The organism is Nocardia sp. NPDC050799 (assembly GCF_040654015.1).
Taxonomy (GTDB): domain Bacteria; phylum Actinomycetota; class Actinomycetes; order Mycobacteriales; family Mycobacteriaceae; genus Nocardia.
This window is the reverse complement of record NZ_JBFAHF010000006.1, coordinates 179873-199691: the sequence shown is the minus strand read 5'-3', so window position 1 is coordinate 199691 and position 19819 is coordinate 179873. Positions and strand designations below refer to the sequence as shown.

General features: G+C 67.1%; 17 protein-coding genes. 13 read left to right on the top strand and 4 right to left on the bottom strand.

Annotation, left to right across the window (positions count from 1 at the left end; all coding sequences use genetic code 11):
• Positions 1-80: 80 nt before the first annotated feature.
• Genes AB0H42_RS09195 through AB0H42_RS09185 form a run of 3 tightly spaced genes read right to left on the bottom strand, consistent with a single transcriptional unit; the run spans position 81 to position 2839 of the window.
• Entirely contained in the window at positions 81-1121 is a 1041-nt protein-coding gene (locus AB0H42_RS09195; RefSeq protein WP_357052175.1) for a hypothetical protein, read from the bottom strand.
• On the bottom strand, positions 1118-2509 hold the full coding sequence (locus AB0H42_RS09190) for a cytochrome P450 (protein WP_357052172.1): 1392 nt from the start codon (positions 2507-2509) through the stop codon (positions 1118-1120). Before AB0H42_RS09190 ends, AB0H42_RS09195 begins: the two co-directional genes overlap by 4 nt.
• A 15-nt stretch (positions 2510-2524) precedes the next feature.
• Entirely contained in the window at positions 2525-2839 is a 315-nt protein-coding gene (locus AB0H42_RS09185) for a hypothetical protein (RefSeq protein WP_357052169.1), read from the bottom strand.
• 718 nt (positions 2840-3557) lie between these two features.
• On the opposite strand from AB0H42_RS09185, the gene AB0H42_RS09180 reads away from it, so the two are divergent.
• Positions 3558-4955 carry an FAD-binding oxidoreductase gene (locus AB0H42_RS09180; RefSeq protein ID WP_357052167.1) on the top strand — a complete coding sequence of 466 codons (1398 nt, stop codon included), beginning with the start codon at positions 3558-3560 and terminating at the stop codon, positions 4953-4955.
• Positions 4956-5185: 230 nt separating this feature from the next.
• On the opposite strand, the gene AB0H42_RS09175 is transcribed toward AB0H42_RS09180, so the two are convergent.
• A complete protein-coding gene (locus tag AB0H42_RS09175; protein ID WP_357052164.1) occupies positions 5186-5812 on the bottom strand; it encodes a helix-turn-helix domain-containing protein in 627 nt (208 codons plus the stop codon).
• 87 nt (positions 5813-5899) lie between these two features.
• Between AB0H42_RS09175 and AB0H42_RS09170 the strand changes: the two genes are divergently transcribed.
• From AB0H42_RS09170 to AB0H42_RS09115, 12 genes are all read left to right on the top strand, one after another.
• A complete protein-coding gene (locus AB0H42_RS09170; RefSeq protein ID WP_357052161.1) occupies positions 5900-6826 on the top strand; it encodes a TIGR03620 family F420-dependent LLM class oxidoreductase in 927 nt (308 codons plus the stop codon).
• Between the two features lie 385 nt (positions 6827-7211).
• On the top strand, positions 7212-8063 hold the full coding sequence (locus tag AB0H42_RS09165; RefSeq protein WP_357052158.1) for a PaaX family transcriptional regulator C-terminal domain-containing protein: 852 nt from the start codon (positions 7212-7214) through the stop codon (positions 8061-8063).
• A gap of 135 nt (positions 8064-8198) precedes the next feature.
• Complete coding sequence (locus AB0H42_RS09160; protein ID WP_357052155.1) at positions 8199-9116, top strand: transporter substrate-binding domain-containing protein; 918 nt, start codon at positions 8199-8201, stop codon at positions 9114-9116.
• 46 nt (positions 9117-9162) lie between these two features.
• Complete coding sequence (locus AB0H42_RS09155; RefSeq protein ID WP_357052152.1) at positions 9163-10095, top strand: amino acid ABC transporter permease; 933 nt, start codon at positions 9163-9165, stop codon at positions 10093-10095.
• Positions 10092-10916: an amino acid ABC transporter ATP-binding protein gene (locus tag AB0H42_RS09150; protein WP_357052149.1), complete on the top strand. Its 825-nt coding sequence runs from the start codon at positions 10092-10094 to the stop codon at positions 10914-10916. The genes AB0H42_RS09155 and AB0H42_RS09150 overlap by 4 nt, the downstream gene beginning before the upstream one ends.
• Complete coding sequence (locus tag AB0H42_RS09145; RefSeq protein ID WP_357052146.1) at positions 10913-12067, top strand: CapA family protein; 1155 nt, start codon at positions 10913-10915, stop codon at positions 12065-12067. Before AB0H42_RS09150 ends, AB0H42_RS09145 begins: the two co-directional genes overlap by 4 nt.
• Positions 12067-13305 (top strand): CoA transferase, encoded by a 1239-nt coding sequence (locus AB0H42_RS09140; protein ID WP_357052143.1) that lies wholly within the window; start codon positions 12067-12069, stop codon positions 13303-13305. The genes AB0H42_RS09145 and AB0H42_RS09140 overlap by 1 nt, the downstream gene beginning before the upstream one ends.
• Before the next feature lie 74 nt (positions 13306-13379).
• Positions 13380-14495 (top strand): 2-hydroxyacyl-CoA dehydratase family protein, encoded by a 1116-nt coding sequence (locus tag AB0H42_RS09135; RefSeq protein WP_357052140.1) that lies wholly within the window; start codon positions 13380-13382, stop codon positions 14493-14495.
• A complete protein-coding gene (locus AB0H42_RS09130; protein WP_357052137.1) occupies positions 14492-15754 on the top strand; it encodes a 2-hydroxyacyl-CoA dehydratase family protein in 1263 nt (420 codons plus the stop codon). The genes AB0H42_RS09135 and AB0H42_RS09130 overlap by 4 nt, the downstream gene beginning before the upstream one ends.
• Positions 15755-15758: 4 nt before the next feature.
• The gene (locus tag AB0H42_RS09125; protein WP_357052134.1) at positions 15759-16982 is read left to right on the top strand and encodes an MFS transporter; all 1224 of its coding nucleotides are present in this window, start codon (positions 15759-15761) and stop codon (positions 16980-16982) included.
• 53 nt (positions 16983-17035) lie between these two features.
• The gene (locus tag AB0H42_RS09120; RefSeq protein WP_357052131.1) at positions 17036-18802 is read left to right on the top strand and encodes a CocE/NonD family hydrolase; all 1767 of its coding nucleotides are present in this window, start codon (positions 17036-17038) and stop codon (positions 18800-18802) included.
• 32 nt (positions 18803-18834) lie between these two features.
• Complete coding sequence (locus AB0H42_RS09115) at positions 18835-19746, top strand: hypothetical protein (RefSeq protein ID WP_357052127.1); 912 nt, start codon at positions 18835-18837, stop codon at positions 19744-19746.
• Positions 19747-19819: the final 73 nt, after the last annotated feature.

Sequence of the window (19819 nt, the reverse complement as noted above, 5' to 3'; positions counted from 1 at the left end):
AGGACCCGGAGATAACCGAAAGAACGCTGTGGTCGACGGTACCCGAGTACACGCCGCGAGCCGTTTGCCCGGACAGTGCGTCAATGCTGCCACCACCAGTCGATCGACGAAATCCCCGGGGGATCGGGCGACGCATCGGTCGGGGAGTCGTCGATGGTGAAACAGTCGGCCACCGATCGACCGTCGACTCGGTAACGTTCGACGTCGAGTGCCCAATCGAGGTTGCCGCGGACCACGTGCCGCAGGCCCTGGAGATACTGACGGGTGTCTGTGCTCAGCCCGCTCGTCTGTGTGCCTGCGACAAGGAACCGGCACATGATCCGGTCGCGCAACCGCACCGCGCGTGTGATGGCCTCCTCCGGCCCGCAGGCATGGCGCGCTGCGATCACCGTCAGCAGATCGTGTTGGTTGGTCTCGTGCAACGCCACTGTCTTGGGGTGGGAGTGCAGGTCGTTGTCCAGGGCCGCGAGCACCCGTGCCATCTCGGTGAGTGCCCGAACCCGAGGCAGCTCCAACTCCGCCGCCGGAGGTTCGTACTGGTTCACCAGTTCGGTGCTGACGGTGACGATCTCGCCCGCCGCGTTGTTGATCCGGATCGCGAGGTACTCGTCCACGCTCGGCGTCGTGGTCGCACTCATCTCGGCGCAGACCCCGAACAACCAGGCCCGGTGGGCCTGAACCCATCGACGATGCTGAACCGGTGTCACACATTCGGTGAACCGTGCCGAGATATCGATGAGGCCGCTCACCAGCGAATCGTTCTCCAGCAACACTGATCCCGGCGCCTCCAGCACGCGTACGATCTCGGTGGCATAGGCTACGAACCTACCGAGTTCCTTCGACAGTGGGCCACGGTCGAAGCGATCGTCGAATGCGAATCCCCAATAGGCCCAATCCGAAGCGATCTGCAGACGATCGGCACAGCCGTGGGGCGCCATTCTCGCCATGAACTCGGCCGACTTGGTCGCGACCAGCGCGCGCCCCCGGTCGTGATCATCGAGGAACGTGCCGGCCCTCAACCACTCGATCGACCGGTTTTCGATCGTCTCGACCGCAGGATGAATATCGGGTTCTATAGGGCAGAAGATCCCCGGCCGAGCAGGCTGGTCGAGAACCGTCATGGGTGGTCTCCCGACGGCGGCGGAGCACCGCCATACCTGGCGGAACGGACGCGGATCCGCAGGTCGCGTGGGTGCAGAGCCATCGCCACCGCAGGACCGACGCGGGTGCCGACTCGATGGCGAATCCGCCACCTGCCGGCGATCGTGGCCAGGGCCAGGGACAGTTCGGTGATGGCGAAGGCCTCGCCCGGGCAACGCCGCGGGCCGGCGCCGAATGCCACGAACGCCTTCCGCCGAATCGGTGGTTGCGGGGTGTCCCATCGGTCGGGATCGAAGCGATCCGGGTTCTGATAGAGATCGTTGCGACGGTGCAGGATATAGGGGCTGTACACCATAGAGGTTCCCGCCGGAAGGTCGTAGCCGCCCAGTCGGGTATCGGTGGTGACTGTTCTGGTGAACAGCCAGCCGGGCGGGTAGAGCCGCAGTGCTTCGGTGATGATGTGGCCCGTCAGCGGCAGGTCGGGCAGGTCCCGGAAGCGGGCCGGAGCGCCCTCGAGGACTCGGGCCGTCTCCTGATGCAGACGTTCCTCGATCTCGGGATGGGCCACGAGTAGATGCAACGCCCACGCGAGCGCGCTCGCGGTGGTCTCCGATCCGGCGATGAAGAAAGCCATGAGCTGATCGCAGATCTGGCTGTCGGTCATGCCGCCGCCGATGTCGACGGGCGCGGCTGTGTCGGTGGGGAGCCGGGCCGCGAGCATGGCCGAAACCAGGTCCCCATGGTCGGTGCCGTCGATCCGCCGCTGCGCGACAATATGCGCCATCAACTCGCGAAGACGTGCGTGCGCTCGCCCATACCGGCGACTGCCGGGCGTTGGTAACCGATTCAGTAACGGCGGCGCCAGCATCCGCCGGTACAACCCGTTGACGATAACCGTCACATCGGCCAACGCTCGATCGCGGACGTGCGGCGCCAACGCGCCGGAGAACATGGTCGCCATCACCGTGTGTGTGGCCAGGCGCAATGTCTCGGCCAGCATATCCACGACCTCACCGTCGCTCCAGGCGGCGGTCATGGCATCGGCCTCGGCCGTCATCGCTCGGCCGTAATTCGCGAGTCGTGCGCGGCCGAACGTCGGCCGGATCAACGATCGCTGCCGACGATGCATACGGTGCGGACAGGTGATCACGTTGTCACCCACCACCTTCCGCGCTGTGTCGAACAGCGGGCCGCCCTTGTCGAAAGTGCGATCATCACGCAGGACCTGATCGGCGAGGTCCGGGTCGCACACCACGACGGCGGACCCGGGACCGATCCGTATTCTCACGAGTTCACTACCGTCATTCGCCAGAGACGACAGAAATGCCAGCGGATCTCGCAGCAACGTGACAGCATGACCGACCGGCCAGACCGCACCCGAAGCCGGTGGGATCGGTAACTCAGCCATTGCAGGCAGCCGGCATCAGGAACCGACCTCGTGCACGACCAATTCGCCATGCGCTACCAGGGCCGTCTGCAGGACGGATCGGGACAACGTCTCGGACAGATGGCCGTGCGGTGTGATCACCGCGTCCGCGGCAGCCCGTCGGCATTCCATGAGCAGATCGACGAACGCGGGGGGAAGCCCCGCGTTCCACGGCCGCGGCTCGTGGAACACTGTGCCCAGCTCGTAGCCGAGCGCGTTCGCCGCAGCTTGGAGCATGCCTTCCGCCGAGCCGCGTTCGCTGAGCAGATCGTCGCGCAGGTACCCGTAGGCCAGGGGCAGTACTTCGGTCATCGCAGACACCGTTTCTGTTCGTGTCGGCCGGCTCAGAACAGCTTCTGCCGCGACCGACGGCAACCCTTTCCACCGATCTCCCTACCGCGCGGAGGCCGGCCTTCGATCTTCCGAGTCCCGGCCGGGGCGGCCGGCCGGGTTCTCGCCGGCTCACCACGCCTTCCGTGGCGCGGTTCGCGACCGCACTCGGCGAGAACCCCTCGATCCCGCTGCGTCGTAGCCGCTGACCACCGACGAATCGAGAATCGCCGGATAGGTAGAAAAGACACATCGGCAGCTCGACGTCGGCCACGGGTACTACGAAGACCGCGACCGGCATCAAGTCCCGTCCATCCACCCATCACTACGATCCGGGATGCGGCATCCGGCTACGGGTGCGCCGACCCGCACCTGATCGGTGCGGCGACGCCCGTTCAGCAGCCGCGAGGCGAGGAAACGGAGTGCCCGGCGCCGAAGATCGGTGTCGCGATAGGCCACGCCACGTCACCCCGTTACCGTGCGGAGGTCGACCACATAGGACTGCCCCGGCGGCCGCGGGTACGAGTTTCCTCGGCAGCCGGGCACCGCGTAGCCCGATCGAGAGGATTCGAACTTGAGCGAACTTTCTCGCCGTGACCTGCTCAGGACATCGGCCGCCGCCGGCGTCGGAGCGATCGGTGGTGCGGGCCTCACGGCCGCGGACACGCCGGATACTACGAGCACGAGCGCCCCGGGAGTTGTGGCCGCGGGCCGCCCGGAGGATAGCCCGGGGTGCCCACCGGCAACGCTGACCGGCCACATCGTCCGCCCCGGTGACGCGGCGTACACGGAGGCGCGACTCGGCTGGGACCAGCTCTTCTCCCACTATCCGCTGGCCGTCGTCTTCGCACAGGAAACCCAGGATGTGGTGAACGCCCTCACCTGGGCGCGGCAGCACGACGTCGCGCTGCGGGTGCGCAGCGGCCGCCACGCCCTCGAAGGCTGGTCGAACGTCGACAACGGCATTGTGATCGACGTCAGCCGGTTGAAGTCGGTCCGGATCGACCCCGGCGCTCGTATCGTGACGGTCGGCGCCGGGCTGACCCAGCTGGAAGCGGTGACGACGCTCGCGAAGCAGAACCTTGCGGTCACGACCGGAAGTGAGGGCAGCGTCAGCGTGTGCGGTGCGACGCTCGGCGGCGGCCTCGGGCCCCTCAATCGCCGGCTCGGCATGGCCTGCGACAGCCTGGTGGCCGCCGAAGTCGTCATCCCGTCGGGTCACGACTGCGCCGAGGTGATCAACGCGGACTCGGAGCACCACTCGGACCTGCTCTGGGCGCTGCGCGGGGCGGGCAACGGTAACTTCGGGATCGTCACCCAACTCACCTACCAGGTGCATCCGCTCGCACGTCTGGCCTATGTGCAGGCGACCTGGGACGGACTCGGTGACCTGCACCGGGTCTTCGAGGCATGGCAGCGCACGGTACCGTCCGCCGACAGCCGTCTGGGATCCGAGCTCGAGATCCACAGGTCTCAGATCCTGCTGTCCGCGTGGCTTGTGGAGGGGACAGCGGCACCGGCCACAGAGATGCTGGCTCCGATCCTGTCGGCCGGCGCGCCCGATGTCACGGTGCAGGTCGGTAACTGGGGCGACATCTTCGCGGGAGCCCAGGTCCCGCTCGAGCAAGAACCCGCGAACTGGAAGTTCTTCTCGCAGTTCGTCAAAGAGCCGTTCCCGGAGAAGGCGATCGACATCATCGGCGACTTCATGCGAAACGCTCCTACCGAGCAGAGCAACTACTTCGTCGATGCCTTCGGCGGGGCGATCCGGAAGGAGCCCCCCGGCGGCACGGCGTTCGCGCATCGCGACGCGCTTTTCTACGGCGAGATCGGCGCCGGCTGGGGGACTCGTTCAACACAACCGGGCGTCGACAACCCGCTGACCTCGCAGGCCCAGGCCTGGACCGCTGAGTTCAGCCAGGCATTGCGGCCCTATGCGGATGGTGCCTACGTCAACGTGCCGAATGTCGGAATGCAGCAGTGGGAGACCGCCTATTGGGGGAGGCAGGGGTTCGAGCGGCTGCGGAGGATCAAGGCGAAGTACGACCCCTGCAACGTCTTCCAGTACGAGCAGAGCATCCCGCCCGCGTCGCAGTGATCGACAGTTCGCCGCTGCCGACCGATCCGGGGGCCGCCTACGGCCCGACCATGGCGTGGGCACTCGCGGCGTTCGTCGGGAGGAAAACCTGCGTGGGTGTCGTGCCGGTCGCGGGCGTGTGAGCGGGTGAGGACCGCCCGAGGCCGTCGCTGGAGTGAGGGTCGTGGGTGCGAGCGAGGATCGCGAATTCCTGGAATCGCGGTCGAGCGACCCACGCCACATCAGGCACCTCACCGCGGCACTCGAGGCGCTGAGCCGCATGCAGAACGCTCGGTAGCCGCCCCGGCCTGCCGTGGAGACTCGCTTCCCCGGCCCGATATTGCCAACATGCCGATTCCTTTGAGGACGGTATCGAGGAGGCGTTCGGCCTGGGCGGAGTCGGACTGATGCTCGGTGGTCAGGCCTATACCGGCTACGAGGTGTACGAGGTCGTCGGCGGAGGTGTCGCTTCGGACTGTGCCGCTGTCCTTCGCGCGCGCGACCAAGTGGGCGGCGGTTTCCACGATGGCTGTCCGGCACTGCGCGCCCTGCTCGGTGGTGCCGGTGAGTGCCGCTGCTCCAAGCCCTTTATCGCTACGCGCGTGCAGTAGTAGCGAAGACAACCACCGCATCAGGGCGAGGTCGGCGTCGGGCAGGCGCAGGAGATCGGCGCCCTCCCCGCACAGCTTCTCGACGCGTTCTCTCAACACGGCGGTTTGCAGAGATTGGCGATTCGGGAAGTGCCGGTACAGAGTTCCCGGCCCTACACCCGCCCGGCGGGCGATCTCGTTGAGGGATGCGTCGGGGCCGGAGTCGGCGAACACCATGGTCGCTGCCTGCAAGATCTGGTCGTAGTTGCGCCGTGCGTGCGATCTCATCCATACCTCTTGTGAACCGGAGAAGTTCTCCATATTCTATCCGGACAATACCGGAGAGATTCTCCGGTATGACTTCTGGAGGATCGGATGAATCAACAGGACCCGGGCGTCGTCGGGGTATGGACGTGGGCCTTCGACCGGCAGCCGGCGGCAGTGGTGCGCGATGCCGCCGCGGAGATCGAGGAACTGGGTTTCGGCGCGCTCTGGTATGGCGAAGGGCTCGGCCGGGACGCCGTCGGGCAGGCATGGCTGTTGCTGTCGGCCACCCGAAGGATCGTGGTGGCCTCGGGGATCGCCAATGTCGCACTGCGGGACCCGATCTCGATGGCCACGGCCGAGCGGGCGCTCGGTGAAGCATTCCCCGGTCGTTATCTCCTGGGCCTCGGAGGGCATCGCGTCGGGGGCCGGCCGATCACGGCCGGTGGATTCACGATTCCTGCCGGTGGTCGGCCCCTGGCCCTGATGGGTGGGTATCTGGACGCGATGGACGCGGTGCCCTCGCACGGGCCGGTCCCGGCTCTTCCGGTTCGGCGGGTGGTAGGAGCTCTGGGGCCGAAGATGCTGGCACTGGCGGCGCAGCGGACCTGGGGAGCGCACCCCTACTTCGTTCCGGTCGAACATACGGCTCATGCCAGGGAAGTGATGGGGCCGGAGTCGTTTCTCGGCGTGGAGCAACCGATCGTATTCGACCCCGATATCGGCCGCGCTCGTGAGCTTGCCCGATCCTATGTCGCCGCATACGCGTCCGGCGCCCCGCATCAGGCGGCGAATTTGCGCAGGCTGGGTTTCGGTGACGACGATATCGCCGGTCCCAGCGGCCGGCTGGTCGATGCGATCATGGCCTATGGCGATCTGAATGCGATCGAGGACCGTGTGCGCCGACATCTGTCGGCGGGCGCCGACCATGTCTGTCTGCAGGTTGTGGGCACCGATCCTGCCACTGTGCCGTTGCGGGAATGGCGCGAACTGTCGGCGATCGTGCCCACCGTGTCCGAGCTACGGACGGGTTCCTGATCGCTGTCTCCCGGAAATAATCGACAACCGGCCGAGGTGCGGCGGCGGCTGGACATCGACAAGTTCGACGACTCGAAGTGCGCCAGGGTATGGGTGCAACTTCACTACATCCGACAACATGGCAGCGATAGCCATGAACCGGCGGCTCGGCTTCGACGACTGCGCTGGGTGAACCTCGAGCTGGTCAGGCGTGGGCTGTCGGTATCGGACCTCGGGGTGCGTACCTACCGTTGCCGCTGTCACCGGGCGTCGTCGACTTCGGACGATAGGTGAGGCCGGCCGGACGCCCGCTCCAGCAGGCCCGGGCGTTCGGTTCGTTGTCGGATGGTAGGCCCGGGTCGCGGCGGGCTATCGCCGACGGACCGACATCTATATGGTCATATTCGTGACGAATGCAGAGATTTTGACTGATGATATCGCGTCGTCGGTGAAACCGCAGAGCGTTCTGCTGACTGTTTTGGGGCGTTATGTCCTCGATCGCGATGTGATGGTGAGTACGACCGGCCTGATCGATGTGCTGGCCTCGCTGGGTATCGGTGAGCACGCTACCCGCTCCACGCTCAACCGCATGGTCAAACGCGGTCTGCTGGACCGGTATCGCGTGGGTCGCCACACCTACATGGTGCTGACCGCCCGGCTGACCGAGATCCTGCGGGATGGTCATGTGCGTATCTGGCGGACCGGCGCGGTCGAGGCGAACTGGGACGGTTCGTGGACCATGCTGACCTTCAGCTTTCCGGAGTCCTGGCAGCGGCAGCGGCATGATCTGCGAGCCCGGTTGCAGTGGGCCGGATTCGGATCGTTGCAGGGTGGCCTGTGGATCGCGCCGTCGACGACGAATGTGCGGGAGGTCCTGGAAGGTGTGGAGGGCGCCGACCGAATCCGCGTCTTCCGCAGTCGCGCCGATGCCGAGACCGATATTCCCGCCATGCTGCACGACGCCTGGGACGTCGCGGGTATCGCGGCGCTGTACTGCGATTTCCTCGGGCGCTGGGGGGACGCCGACCGCTCTCGATCGCACGATGCGCTGGCGGTGCAGCTCCTGCTGGTGACGGAGTGGCTGGATGTCATCCGCCAGGATCCTCGCCTGCCCGTCGAGCATCTGCCCGCGGACTGGCCCGCGGCGCCGGCGCAGCGCGCGTTCCACGATCTGCACGACCGGCTGGACACGGTCGCCAGGGCGGAGGCCGCGCGCAGGTTGGAGTTGCGATCGCTCGAACCGCTTGCCCCGGAATGATCTTAGTCATTTTGTTGACGGGGGCAAAGAATACGGCTAATGTTCGCCAGGTCACATCGGCTGCTCCATGGCGGTTTCCGTCACAGGCCCGAAGCGTGCACAGACCCACTCGACACTCACCACGTGAGGGACTCGATGAGACCGACCCGAACACAGGCGTTCGTCGCCATCGTTGCGCTGTTCACCCTGGCGCTCGCCGGATGTACGTCGATCGACGAGAAGACAGCCGAGACCGAACAGTTGTCCGGTCCGGGCGAGAACGCCGGCGTGCTGTACGACCGGCTGCCGCAAGCGATCAAGGACAAGGGCGAGATCGTCTTCGTCGGCGATTCGCATCCGCCCTACCGTACGGTCGCCGCCGACGGGAAGACGATCACCGGAATGGATCCCGATATCCAGCAGGCACTGTCCGGCGTGCTCGGGGTCCCGATCCGCATGGAGGTTTCCAGTGGTCTTCCGGCGATGCTGTCCGGGATGCTGTCCGGTCGCTACGACGCGTTCAACGGACCGGTCAAGGCCACACCACAGCGTCTGGCCGAATTCGACGGGGTGCAGTGGCTGACCAGCCGCACCTCCTATCTGCTGCCGATCAACGGAGGTATCGGCGCGCAGAGCACGGGCGAGTTGTGTGGAACCCGCACCGCGGGCGTGATCGGGTCGATCACCGAGGAACAGGCCGCCAAGCTGTCGGACTGGTGTGCGAGCAACGGTAAGCAGCCCCTCGAGTTCGTCGGCCTGGCCGATACCAATGCGACCCTGCTGGCCGTACAGTCCGGCCGCGCCGATTCCGCCGCGCTGACCCAGAGTGGTGCCATCGATACCGCCGCCGCGCAGCCCGATACCTGGCGTGCCGTCGCGCAGACCGAGGAGCAGGGTGCTCTCGCCGACCAGCTGGTGCTGCTCTCACCCAAGACCAATGCTCTGGGCCCGGTGTTCCTCGAGGCCTTCGAACTGCTGTTCTCCGGTGGGCAGTACGACGAGCTGGTCGCGAAATGGAACCTCGAAGACATCGCCATCCCCGAGCCGGTGCTGAACCCCACCGCGCCGGCATGAGCCGGCAACTTCGAGCCCTCCCATGTCCGACGAACAAGGAAACGCGATGACCGCATCCCTGACCGAGCGGCCCCCGGCGACCGTATCCGTCGCCGACGATGTTTCCGCGGCCAGGCCCCGCCTGCGCCCCCTGCGGTGGATCGTCTCGGTGGTCCTGCTGGTGCTTGCCGCGCAGCTCGTGAATTTCATCGTGACGAACGAGCGGTTCGGCTGGGATATCGTCTGGGGCTACCTTTTCTACCCTACGGTCCTGAAGGGGCTGGCCATGTCGGTGTTCATCACCGTGATCGGCATGGTGGTCGGTTCGCTGCTGGGCGTGGCGCTGGCCGCGGGCCAGAACAATGACTTCTGGCCGGTACGCCTGGTGTGCCAAGGGTATGTGGCGATTTTCCGGGGTATCCCGCCGCTGGTTCAGTTGATCTTCTGGTTCAACCTGGCGTACCTGCTGCCGCAGCTGTCGATCGGCATACCGTTCGGTCCGACCTTCGCCTCGTGGTCGTCGACCGAGTTGATCAGTCCGCTCACCGCCGCATTGATCGGGTTGAGCCTGCACGAAGCCGCCTATATGTCGGAGATCATCCGCTCCGGTATCGGTGCGGTCGACGCCGGCCAGCGGGACGCGGCGATGGCCATGGGTTTCAGCCGCTGGCGGACGTTCTCGCGCATCATCCTGCCGCAGGCGATGCGGGTGATCGTCCCGCCGACCGGCAACCAGTTCATCTCGCTGCTCAAAGGCACCTCGCTGGTCTCGGTGATCGCCATGACCGATCTCCTGTTCTCGGTGCAGCTCATCTACAACCGCACCTACCAGGTGGTGCCGCTGCTGATAGTCGCCTGTCTCTGGTATCTGGCCGTGGTTTCGCTGCTCACGGTTTTCCAGCGCCGGCTCGAACGCCGTTACGGCCGCGGTGAACGGCGCGACGATAACCGGCCGGGTTTGTGGCGCAGCGCGCTGAATCGTGGAAGGAACGTTCGATGAGCGATCAGGCCGCCACGCCTGTGGTGCAGGTGTCGAACCTGCGCAAGGTCTATCACGGCCGTCCGGCGCTGGACGGTGTGGACCTCACCGTCGCCGAAGGGGAGGTGGTCGTCATCCTCGGCCCCTCCGGATCGGGCAAGTCCACGCTGGTGCGCTGTATCGACCAGTTGGAGAAGATCGACGGCGGGTCTATCCATCTCGATGGCGAACTCCTGGGCTTCGCGCATAAACACGGTGCCCTGCGGCCGCTGTCCGAGGACGATATCGCCGCACAGCGGCGCCGGATGGGCATGGTTTTCCAGCAGTTCAACCTGTTCCCGCACTGGACCGTGCTGCGCAATATCACCGAGGCCGCGGTGGCGGTGCACGGGATGTCGAAGGACGCCGCCCGCGAGCGAGCCGAAACCCTCCTGCAGAAAGTAGGCCTGCCCGACAAGGCGAACGCCTATCCGCGGCAACTGTCCGGCGGCCAGCAGCAGCGTGTCGCGATCGCCCGCTCGGTGGCCACCCGGCCGCGGGTGCTGTTGTTCGACGAGCCGACCAGCGCCTTGGACCCCGAGTTGGTCGAGGAGGTGCTGACCGTGATCAAAGATCTCGCCCGTTCGGGTTTGACCATGGTCGTGGTCACCCACGAAATGGAATTCGCCCGCCAGGTCGCCGACCGTTGCGTGTTCATGGTCGACGGGAAGGTCGTCGAGCAGAACGCTGCCGCAGAGTTCTTCGAACGACCACAGACCGAGCGGCTGCAACGGTTCCTCAGCCGCTTCAACGAATCCCGCGGGGCCGGACAGGTAATCGAACTCGCCGAGGAGGCCCGATGAGCGGCACCTGCACGATCCTCGCCGTCGGCGACCTCGTCCTCGACGAGCCGGATCCCGCATCCTATTTCGCGCCGAGCACGGAGGTACTGCGGGCCGCCGATCTCGCGATCGGTCATATCGAGGTCCCGCATTCGACCAGCACCGTCCAGGCCAGCACCGATGTGCCGGCGCCGCCGGCCGATCCGGCAGCGCTCGATGCCGTCGCCGATGCCGGTTTCGCGATCGTCACCCTCGCCGGGAACCATCTCTACGACGTAGGCACCGACGGCGTCCTCGACACTATCCGGCACTCCCGGGCGGCCGGGCTGAAAACCGCGGGTGGGGGAGCGAACCTCGCCGCCGCCCGCGAACCCGCCGTGCACGAGACGGGCATGCTGCGCATCGGTGTGCTCAGCTTCAACTGCGTGGGCCCGCGCGATTCATGGGCGGCATCACAGAAAGCCGGCGCGGCCTACGTCAAAGTGCTCACCCACTACGAACTCGAATCGGCGACTCCCGGTGGGCCGCCCACGGTCTACACCTTCGTGGCACCGGACAGTCTCGCGCAGATGAAGTTCGATATCCGGGCGTTGCGGGCGGAAGTGGATATCGTGGTCGTCGCTCTGCACAAGGGGATCGGTCATACTCCCGCGGTCCTCGCCGATTACGAATCACCGCTCGCCCAGGCCGCGGTCGACGCGGGCGCCGATATGGTGATCGGGCATCACGCACACATCATGCGCGGTATCGAAATGTACCGGGGTAAGCCGATCTTCCACGGTCTCGGCAACTTCGTCACTGTGACGCATGCGCTGACTCCGGTCGGTGGTGACTCCGCGGAGCGCCGCGCCTGGGCCGCGCGCCGGCAGCAGATGTTCGGTTTTGTTCCGGATCCGGCCATGCCGGCCTATCCGTTCCACCCGGAAAGCCGCAACACCGCGATCGCGTCGTGCACCTTCGGCCCGCAGGGCATGGTCCGTGCGGGATTCGTGCCCTGCTGGATCGACGACGACGCCCGTCCGGTCCCGTTGACGCCGGACGATCCTCGCGGCGCCGAGGTCGTGGACTACATCGAAAACATCACCCGGGCAGCAGGTTTCGATACCGATTTCCAGCGCGGCGGCGATCTGGTGACCGTGGCCGAGCCCGACGCACAGCAAAGGACACCCTGATGGCTCAGCGGCCCCTCGACGGCAAGATCGTGCTCGACCTGACGACGGCGCTGGCGGGCCCTTACGCGACGCTGCTGCTCGCGGGACTCGGCGCCCGGGTGATCAAAATCGAGAACCCGGAGCGGGGCGGGGACGCCGCGCGTAACAACTCCCCGTATGTCACCCGCGACGGACTTTCGGTGCGGCGCACCTCCGATGAGGACATGTCGGTGTCGATGCTCGCGCGCGGCCGCAACAAGGAGTCGATCACCCTCGATTTGAAGAATCCGGCCGGCCGGGAGGTGTTCTTCGATCTGGTCGCGCACGCGGATATCGTTGTCGAGAACTACAGCGCCGGTGTCACCGCGCGCCTGGGTATCGATCATGCTGCCGTCGCCGCGGTGAATCCGGCGGTGGTCTACACCTCCATCAGTGGGTTCGGCAGCCAAGGTGGTCCGGGCACCGGCAAGGCGATGGATACGATCATCCAGGCCCTCAGCGGGGTCATGATGACGGCCGGGGGCCCCGGCGATCCTCCTGTCCGGTTCGGCCTGCCGATCGGCGATCTGCTCGCCCCGCTGTTCGCGGTGATCGGCACGCTGTCGGCGGTGATCCAGGCCGGACAGACCGGACGGGGCCAGCATGTCGATGTCTCCATGCTGGGCGCGCTCACCTCGCTGGTCGCCGCCGAACCCTTCGACGCCTTCGAGATGATCGGTCTCCCCATCCGCACCGGCGATATGGTGCCGCGGCTGGCGCCGTTCGGTATCTTCGCCGCCGTGGACGGGCACTTCGCGATCTGCGGACCCACCGACCCGTTCGCCCACGGCGTGCTCACCGCGATCGGTCGCCCCGATCTGATCACCGATCCGCGGTTCGAGAAGCGGGACGGCCGGGTGCACCACGCCGACGAACTGCACGCGATGATCGCGCAATGGGCGGCGGACAAGCCGGTGGCGAAGGTTATCGCGGAACTCGAGCACCACGGCGCACCGTGCGCGGAGGTTCGTGCACCGCACGCCGCGGTCCGCGATCCGCTCGTGCGACAGCGCGGTGAGGTGGTGCCGCTGCGCCACCCCAGCTACGGCGATATCGTCGAGCTCTGGGGCAGCGGTCTGCCGATCACCATGTCCGACAGCGATACCGGTCTCGACCGGCCCGCGCCCGCCCTGGGCGCGCACAATCACGAGGTACTCGCCGGGCTGCTCGGGTACGACGCCGCGCGCATCGCCACCTTGTCGGAAAGCAAGGTGCTGTGAGCGCGGATCCGCCGGAGCCGGGGCACCAGGAGCAGCCCGCCGGCGGTGCCTTTGGTTCGGCCTCCGGTTTGCTTGTGCCCGACTCCGCCGGTTCCGATCGCCCGGTGATCGGTGTGGTCGGCGGCGATGTGCCGGTCGAGATCATCGAGGCTGCCGGGGGGCACGCCTTCCGGCTGTCCGGTGCCGACCGCCCGGCCGGTGCGGAGGCCGTCCGATTACTGGGGGCCGCCGTGGATTCGGTCGCCCACTCGATTCTCGACAGTATCCTCACCGGCGAAGCGGGCTTCCTGCGCGGGCTGGTGGTCTCCCGCGACTCGCAGGCCGCACTGCGCCTGTTCTACGTGCTGCGGATGCTCGCACAACAGGGCCGCGCGGTGCCGGACGTACACCTCGTCGACCTGCTGCACCTACCGCGGGCATCGACCCGCGACTACAACGCCGGTCAGCTCGCCGAGATGGCCGATACCGTCGCCGGCTGGACCGGTACCGGCCTCACCCCGCAGAACCTGTACACCGCTCGGAAGCTCCGGGCCGAACTCGCCGCAGCGCTGCGTACGGTGCGCGCCCGCCGGGCCGCGGGCGCCGTGACCGGTGCGACCGCGCTGCGCGTGTACACACTCGCCCAGACCCGGACACCGGCCGGCTGCCTGGCGTCGATGGACGCGGGACTCGGTGCGACCCGCTCCCGGCCGGACCCCGACTCCGCATCCGAAGGACCGGCCGAGGGCCGGTGCCGGGTTTTCCTCACCGGAAGCACAGTCGACCAGGTTTCGGTGTACGACCGGCTGGAAGCCGCCGGACTGTTCGTGGCCGGTGAGGACCACAACTGGGGTGACCCGGTGGCCGATCTCTGGGATACGCCCGCCGAAGTCACCGACCTGCCCACCGCCTACGCCGAGATCGCCGGCCACCGCCTGCACGCCGGGCCCATGGCCCAGACCTCGGGCCTGGCCGAGCGTGCGCGCTACAGCGCGGACCGCGTCCGCCGCTGCGGCGCCTCGGTGGTGCTCTCGGTCGGCCGCGACCACGATCCGGCGCCCGGATGGGACCGGCCGGGGCTGATCCGGGAACTGGGTTCGCACGCCCGCGTGGTGAGGCTGCCGGTCGCCGCCCACATCTGGTCGGCGGACGAGCTCGGCACCGCCGTCGAGTTGCTCATCCGTGAAGATTGTGAGGCTACGGCACCATGAACGCACCGCATACCGCCTCGCCGGACCGACTGGCCGCGGCCACGGCCGCGACCGCGTACCAGAAGCAGTGGTTTGCCCGGATGCGCGCGGAGGTCGCCGCGGGCGCCCCGCTGGCTCTGGTGAACGCCGACGCGCCGCAGGAAATATTGCGTGCCATGGGGATCCCGTATGTGGTGAACCAGTGGTGGGCCTCGGTGGTGTCGGCCAAGCGGATGGGGCCGACGGCCCTGCACAATATCGCCGTGCGGGGTTACCCGGACGATTCCCTGCAATACGACGCGATCGGTCTCGGGTCCATGGACCTGCTCGGCGCGGACGCACCGTGGGGCGGCCTGCCCAGGCCCCGGTTCGTCATCGCCGAATGCAGCGGCGACGCCACCCGCAAGGTGTTCGACCTGTGGGCCGAACATCCCGATACGGAGTTCTTCCCGTTCGAGCGTTCATCGGCCACCACGACTCCGGACAATTGGTGGGAGCTCGTCGGGCACGACTGGGAACGGGTCTATGCGAGCGATCGCCTCGACCTGATGACCAGCGAGAACTGGCAGCTCGTCGAATTCCTCACCGCGCGCACCGGGCGCACGTTCGATATCGACCGGCTCGCCGAGGTGATGACGCTGGTCAACGAGCAGGCCGAATGGAACAAGCGGACCCGGGACCTGATCGCCGCCACCCGGCCCACCCCGGTCTCCATCAACGACAGTATTCCCGCCGTGATGATCCCGCAGTGGCATCGCGGGAGCGTCTGGGCCCGGGACGCGGCTCGCGAGCTGTTCCACGAGGTGGAGGCGGCGGTGCGCGACGGTCGCGCGGTATGTCCGGGGGAGCGGGTGCGGTTGATGTGGATCGGCCGCGGTCTCTGGTTCGATCTCGGTCTGTACCAGCGCTTCCAGGAGAAATACGGCGCGGTGTTCGTCTGGTCGATGTACCTCGCGATCGCGGCCGACGGCTACGCCCGCTACGGGGGAGATCCGATGCGCGCCCTCGCGGCCCGCTTCACCGGCTTCACCGACCAGCTCTACACGCCACCGTGGTCATCGCAGTGGTATGTCAAGGAAGCGCAGAGTCACGGTGTCGACGCAGTGGTGCACCTGGTGGCCGACGATGTCCCGGGATCGTCGTTCACCACCGAGGCGCTGGAGCGCGCCGGTATTCCCGTCCTGGAGATCCGCACCAACAATGCCGATTCCCGGGGTGCCGCCGCGGCGGCGCTGGAAACCGCCATCGGCGATTTCCTGAAGCACCGCGTTCTCGACTGAGCCCATGTCTCGCTTCCTACCGCCACCGCTGCGTCGGCGGAACTTCGTGCTGTACTTCTGCGGCCAGATCTTCGCCAACACCGGTGTGTGGTTCCAGAATCTGGCGTTGAGCCTGTGGATCGTGCAAACCACCGAGAGCGCGCTGGCACTGTCGCTGGTCGCGGTATGCCAGTTCACCCCGATGCTGGTGCTCTCGGCGCCGGCCGGTGCGGTGGCCGACCGCTTCCGGCCGCGCACGATACTCTTCGTCACCACGCCGCTCATGGCGCTGTGCGCCGGAGCGTTGGCCGGCGCCGCCGCCTCGGGTCACGACGAACTCGTGACGCTGCTCGGACTCGTGGCGCTGAGCGGGATCGTGCAGGCCTTCGACCGCACCGCGGGGCAGGCGTTCCTCTACGAACTCGTCGGCGCTCGGGAGCTGGGCCCGGCGGTATCGCTGAACACCGTCGCGCTGTCCGCCGCCCGCTCACTGGGCCCTGGACTGGCGGGCCTGACCTATGCCATCGGGGGCGCGGTGATCTGTTTCACGGTCAATGCGCTCACCTACTCCGGTGTACTGCTCGCATTGTGCATCGTGGACCCGAAAGCCCTCGCGGAGAGACGAATCCGTTCCCGCGGCGGGGACAAGGGAGCGGTGCGGACGCTGCTCGGCGACCCGGTGCTGCGCAGGCTGTTCGGCACCAATATCGCCGTCACGGTCCTGGCGATGAACTTCATGGTCGTGGTCACCGCCATGGTCACCATCACTCTCGCCGGCGCTCCGGCCCAGCTGGGCGCCGCGCACACACTGAACGCCGTGGGTGCGGTGGTCGGTGGACTGATCGTCTCGGCGACCGCGCACCAGGGAACCCGAGTGGTGGCTCTGGCCACGGCCGTGCTCGGAATCTCGCTGGGATCGGCCGCCCTCTCGCCGAATGCGGCGGTGTTCCTGCTGATCTCGCCGCTCATCGGCCTCGGCCTGGGCGCGTTCCAGAGTTCGCTGAACAGCACGGTGCAACTGCTGAGTCCCCCCGGCCTGCTCGGGCGGTCCGCCGGGCTGCTCACGATGAGCAGTGTCGGTGTCGCCCCCATCGGAGCCCTGATCGCCGGCTCGATCATCGACAGCACGTCGGCGCGCGTGGCCCTGCTCGTCGGGACGGTCGCCTGTCTGGTGTGCGGTGCCGTGCTGGCGTGGGGCGGCAACCGGAAGCCGCATGCCGCGCCCGAACACACTCCGCTTCTTCGCTAGCCGCCGCGTCGAGGCGAGAACCGTTGTCGTCATGACAATTCAAGGAGATGAGTATGTCCAGATTTCGCTGGCCTATCGCAGGTCTCGTCGGCCTGCTGGTTGTCGCGGGCGCGCTGTTCGCAGTGGTCACGCGCGCGGAGGAAACCGATACCGTACAGGCGGGTTTCGCCGATTACGCACCCGGCAAGCAGTACACCGAGGCGATCACCGAAACCTTCTATCTACCGATGACCGACGGAACGCGCCTGGCGGTCCTGCTGTCGCGACCCGCCACCGACGGGCGGTCGGTCGATGGCCGGTTCCCGGTGATCTGGCATCACAAGCTCGATATCTACCCCAGCCCCAAAGACGGTGTGGGACCGCGGGAGGCCGGCTATTCGAATCTCACCGCCCTGACCGAACACGGCTACGTGATCGCCCAGGTCGCGCGGCGCGGTAACGGTCAATCGTTCGGTGTCCGGCGCGGCTACCACGACCGGGTCGAGGCGCAGGACGCCTACGACGTCACCGAATGGCTGGCCACCCAGCCCTGGTCCAACGGACAGGTCGGCATCTACGGATGTTCGAACACCGGCGACGCGGCCATGCACGCGGTCTCGATGCGGCCCCCGCACCTGAAGGCCGCCTTCGCCGGCTGCTTCTCCTGGAACAAGTTCGACGCGATGCGGCGGGGCGGGATCGCGGCCCAGTGGGGCTACGGACCTACTCGGACGGTGGCCGACGATATCAAGGTCACGCCCGTGGACGGCGACGAGGACAAGACGCTGCTGCGCCAGGCCGCCGAAGAACACCAGAAGTCGACCCCGCTGGCGCAGATGTGGGCCGGGATGCCCTATCGGGACGACTTCTCCCCGCTGGTCGGCTCCCGATTCTGGGCGGAGGGCAGCCTGAGCACCTACGCGGCCCAGATCCGGGAATCCCAGGTCCCGCTCTACATCGTGGGCGGCTGGCGCGACGAGTTCCGGGACCAAGGAATCGTCACTGCACTGAACACCTCCGGATCGAAACTGTTGATCGGTCCGTGGCTGCACTGCGAAAATCCCGGGCTCGCCCTCGTCCAGGAGGCGCACCGTTTCTTCGACGAACACCTCAAAGGTATCGATACGGGACTCGACGAAGCTCCGCCCATCCGCTACGCCACCGTCTCCGATATCGGCAATCCCACCGGCGCGATCGACTGGCGGGAGGCGCAGGCCTGGCCGCCCACCGATTCCGGCCGCACCGATTTCGTGCTCGGCGGCGACGGGGTACTCGGCTCGCAGGCCACCGGCAGCCGGAAGTTCACCGTGAACACCGCGGTCGAATGCCCCGAGGCCGGCTCGGGATCGACGGTTCAACCATGTCATACCGGTGGGGAGGGAACGTCGTACACGAGCGCGCTCCTCACCCGGGATACCGAGGTGACCGGTACCCCGCTGGCGGATCTGACCGTCCGGGTCGACCGTCCCGACGCCCATATCTTCGCCTACGTCGAAGATGTGGCACCGGACGGCACGGTATCGGTGGTCACCGAGGGCCGGCTCACCGCCGCGTTGCGCGCGGAAGGTGAGGCCCCGTACGCGCTTCCGCCCGGGGTTCCGTATCACCGGTCCTACCGGGAGGACGCTCGGCCGCTGACTCCCGGGGTGGCCGCGCGCCTGCGTTTCGACATCCTCCCCCTGTCATATGTGTTCCGCGAAGGACATCGGATGCAGATCACCGTCACCGGCTACGACCACCGGGAGAGCATCCCACTGGCCGATGCCCACGGGTCGACCATCGAGGTCGTCACCGATCCGGCACAGCCATCGCTGGTCCAGCTGCCCGTCGTGAAGCCCTGATCATCGTCCCGTCCTCGCCAGAAGATCGAACCGTGAAATTTTCCCGAAGCGCCGCGCTACTGTGCGTATTCGCCGTGGCCGGCGGGCTCGCGACCGCCTGCGGCACCGAGCCGAGTACGCCCGGTCCCACACTGGTCGCCGATGCCCGAGACGACTATCACCCCACCGTCCGCGAGGCGACCGCCGGCCTGGCCGGGCACACCGTGTTCCGCCCCGCGGAACTGGACGCCTTTCCCGACGGCAGCGTCCCAATCCTGGCCTGGGCCAACGGCGGCTGCCGCACCAGCAATATCTCGACCACCAGCTTCCTGACCGGTATCGCCGCCCAGGGCTACATCGTGATCGCGAACGGGGCCCCCGACGAGCAACCCATCGACCAGCTACCCGACGACACCCTCGCCCGCCCGGACCGGCTGACCGAGGCGATCGACTGGGCCACCGACTCCGATACCGGTGGTGCCCAGCTCGACGGTAAGGTCGATACCGGCAAGATCGGCGTGATGGGCACATCGTGTGGCGGCGTGGAGGCACTGCTGGCCGCCGCCGATCCCCGGGTCGATTCGGTGGCGGGCCTGAACACCGGTTTCTTCCCGCACCGGCGTTTCGGGTTCGAGCGTGCCGAGCTGGCCGAGATCGAGGTTCCGACACTGTTGTTCAACGGTGGAACCGAGGACCAGGCGCGCCAGAACAGTATCGACAACTTCGAACTGCTGGATGTGCCGACGGTGCTGGTCGCCCAGGAGACCGCCGGGCACAACGGTCTGACCTACGGCCTGGACGCGGGTGACAGCAGCGGGCCGATGCTGATCGCGGGCTACACGATGGTCACCGACTGGTTCGATTACACCCTCCACGGCAACGATGAGGCCCGGGCGCAGTTCGTGGGCGAGTCCTGCGGCCTGTGCACCCGCCCCACCTGGACGGTGCGGACCAAGAATCTCTGACCGGACAACGCGAACGGCCGGATCTCCCCTCATATCGAGATCCGGCCGTTCGGCCCCCGGCAGGTGGGCGACC

Coding starts and splice junctions, on each gene's coding strand:
- AB0H42_RS09195 (WP_357052175.1), bottom strand. CDS start 1,121: ATGACGGTTCTCGACCAGCCTGCTCGGCCGGGGATCTTCTGCCCTATA.
- AB0H42_RS09190 (WP_357052172.1), bottom strand. CDS start 2,509: ATGGCTGAGTTACCGATCCCACCGGCTTCGGGTGCGGTCTGGCCGGTC.
- AB0H42_RS09185 (WP_357052169.1), bottom strand. CDS start 2,839: ATGACCGAAGTACTGCCCCTGGCCTACGGGTACCTGCGCGACGATCTG.
- AB0H42_RS09175 (WP_357052164.1), bottom strand. CDS start 5,812: ATGAGATCGCACGCACGGCGCAACTACGACCAGATCTTGCAGGCAGCG.
- AB0H42_RS09170 (WP_357052161.1), top strand. CDS start 5,900: ATGAATCAACAGGACCCGGGCGTCGTCGGGGTATGGACGTGGGCCTTC.
- AB0H42_RS09160 (WP_357052155.1), top strand. CDS start 8,199: ATGAGACCGACCCGAACACAGGCGTTCGTCGCCATCGTTGCGCTGTTC.
- AB0H42_RS09155 (WP_357052152.1), top strand. CDS start 9,163: ATGACCGCATCCCTGACCGAGCGGCCCCCGGCGACCGTATCCGTCGCC.
- AB0H42_RS09150 (WP_357052149.1), top strand. CDS start 10,092: ATGAGCGATCAGGCCGCCACGCCTGTGGTGCAGGTGTCGAACCTGCGC.
- AB0H42_RS09145 (WP_357052146.1), top strand. CDS start 10,913: ATGAGCGGCACCTGCACGATCCTCGCCGTCGGCGACCTCGTCCTCGAC.
- AB0H42_RS09140 (WP_357052143.1), top strand. CDS start 12,067: ATGGCTCAGCGGCCCCTCGACGGCAAGATCGTGCTCGACCTGACGACG.
- AB0H42_RS09130 (WP_357052137.1), top strand. CDS start 14,492: ATGAACGCACCGCATACCGCCTCGCCGGACCGACTGGCCGCGGCCACG.
- AB0H42_RS09125 (WP_357052134.1), top strand. CDS start 15,759: ATGTCTCGCTTCCTACCGCCACCGCTGCGTCGGCGGAACTTCGTGCTG.
- AB0H42_RS09120 (WP_357052131.1), top strand. CDS start 17,036: ATGTCCAGATTTCGCTGGCCTATCGCAGGTCTCGTCGGCCTGCTGGTT.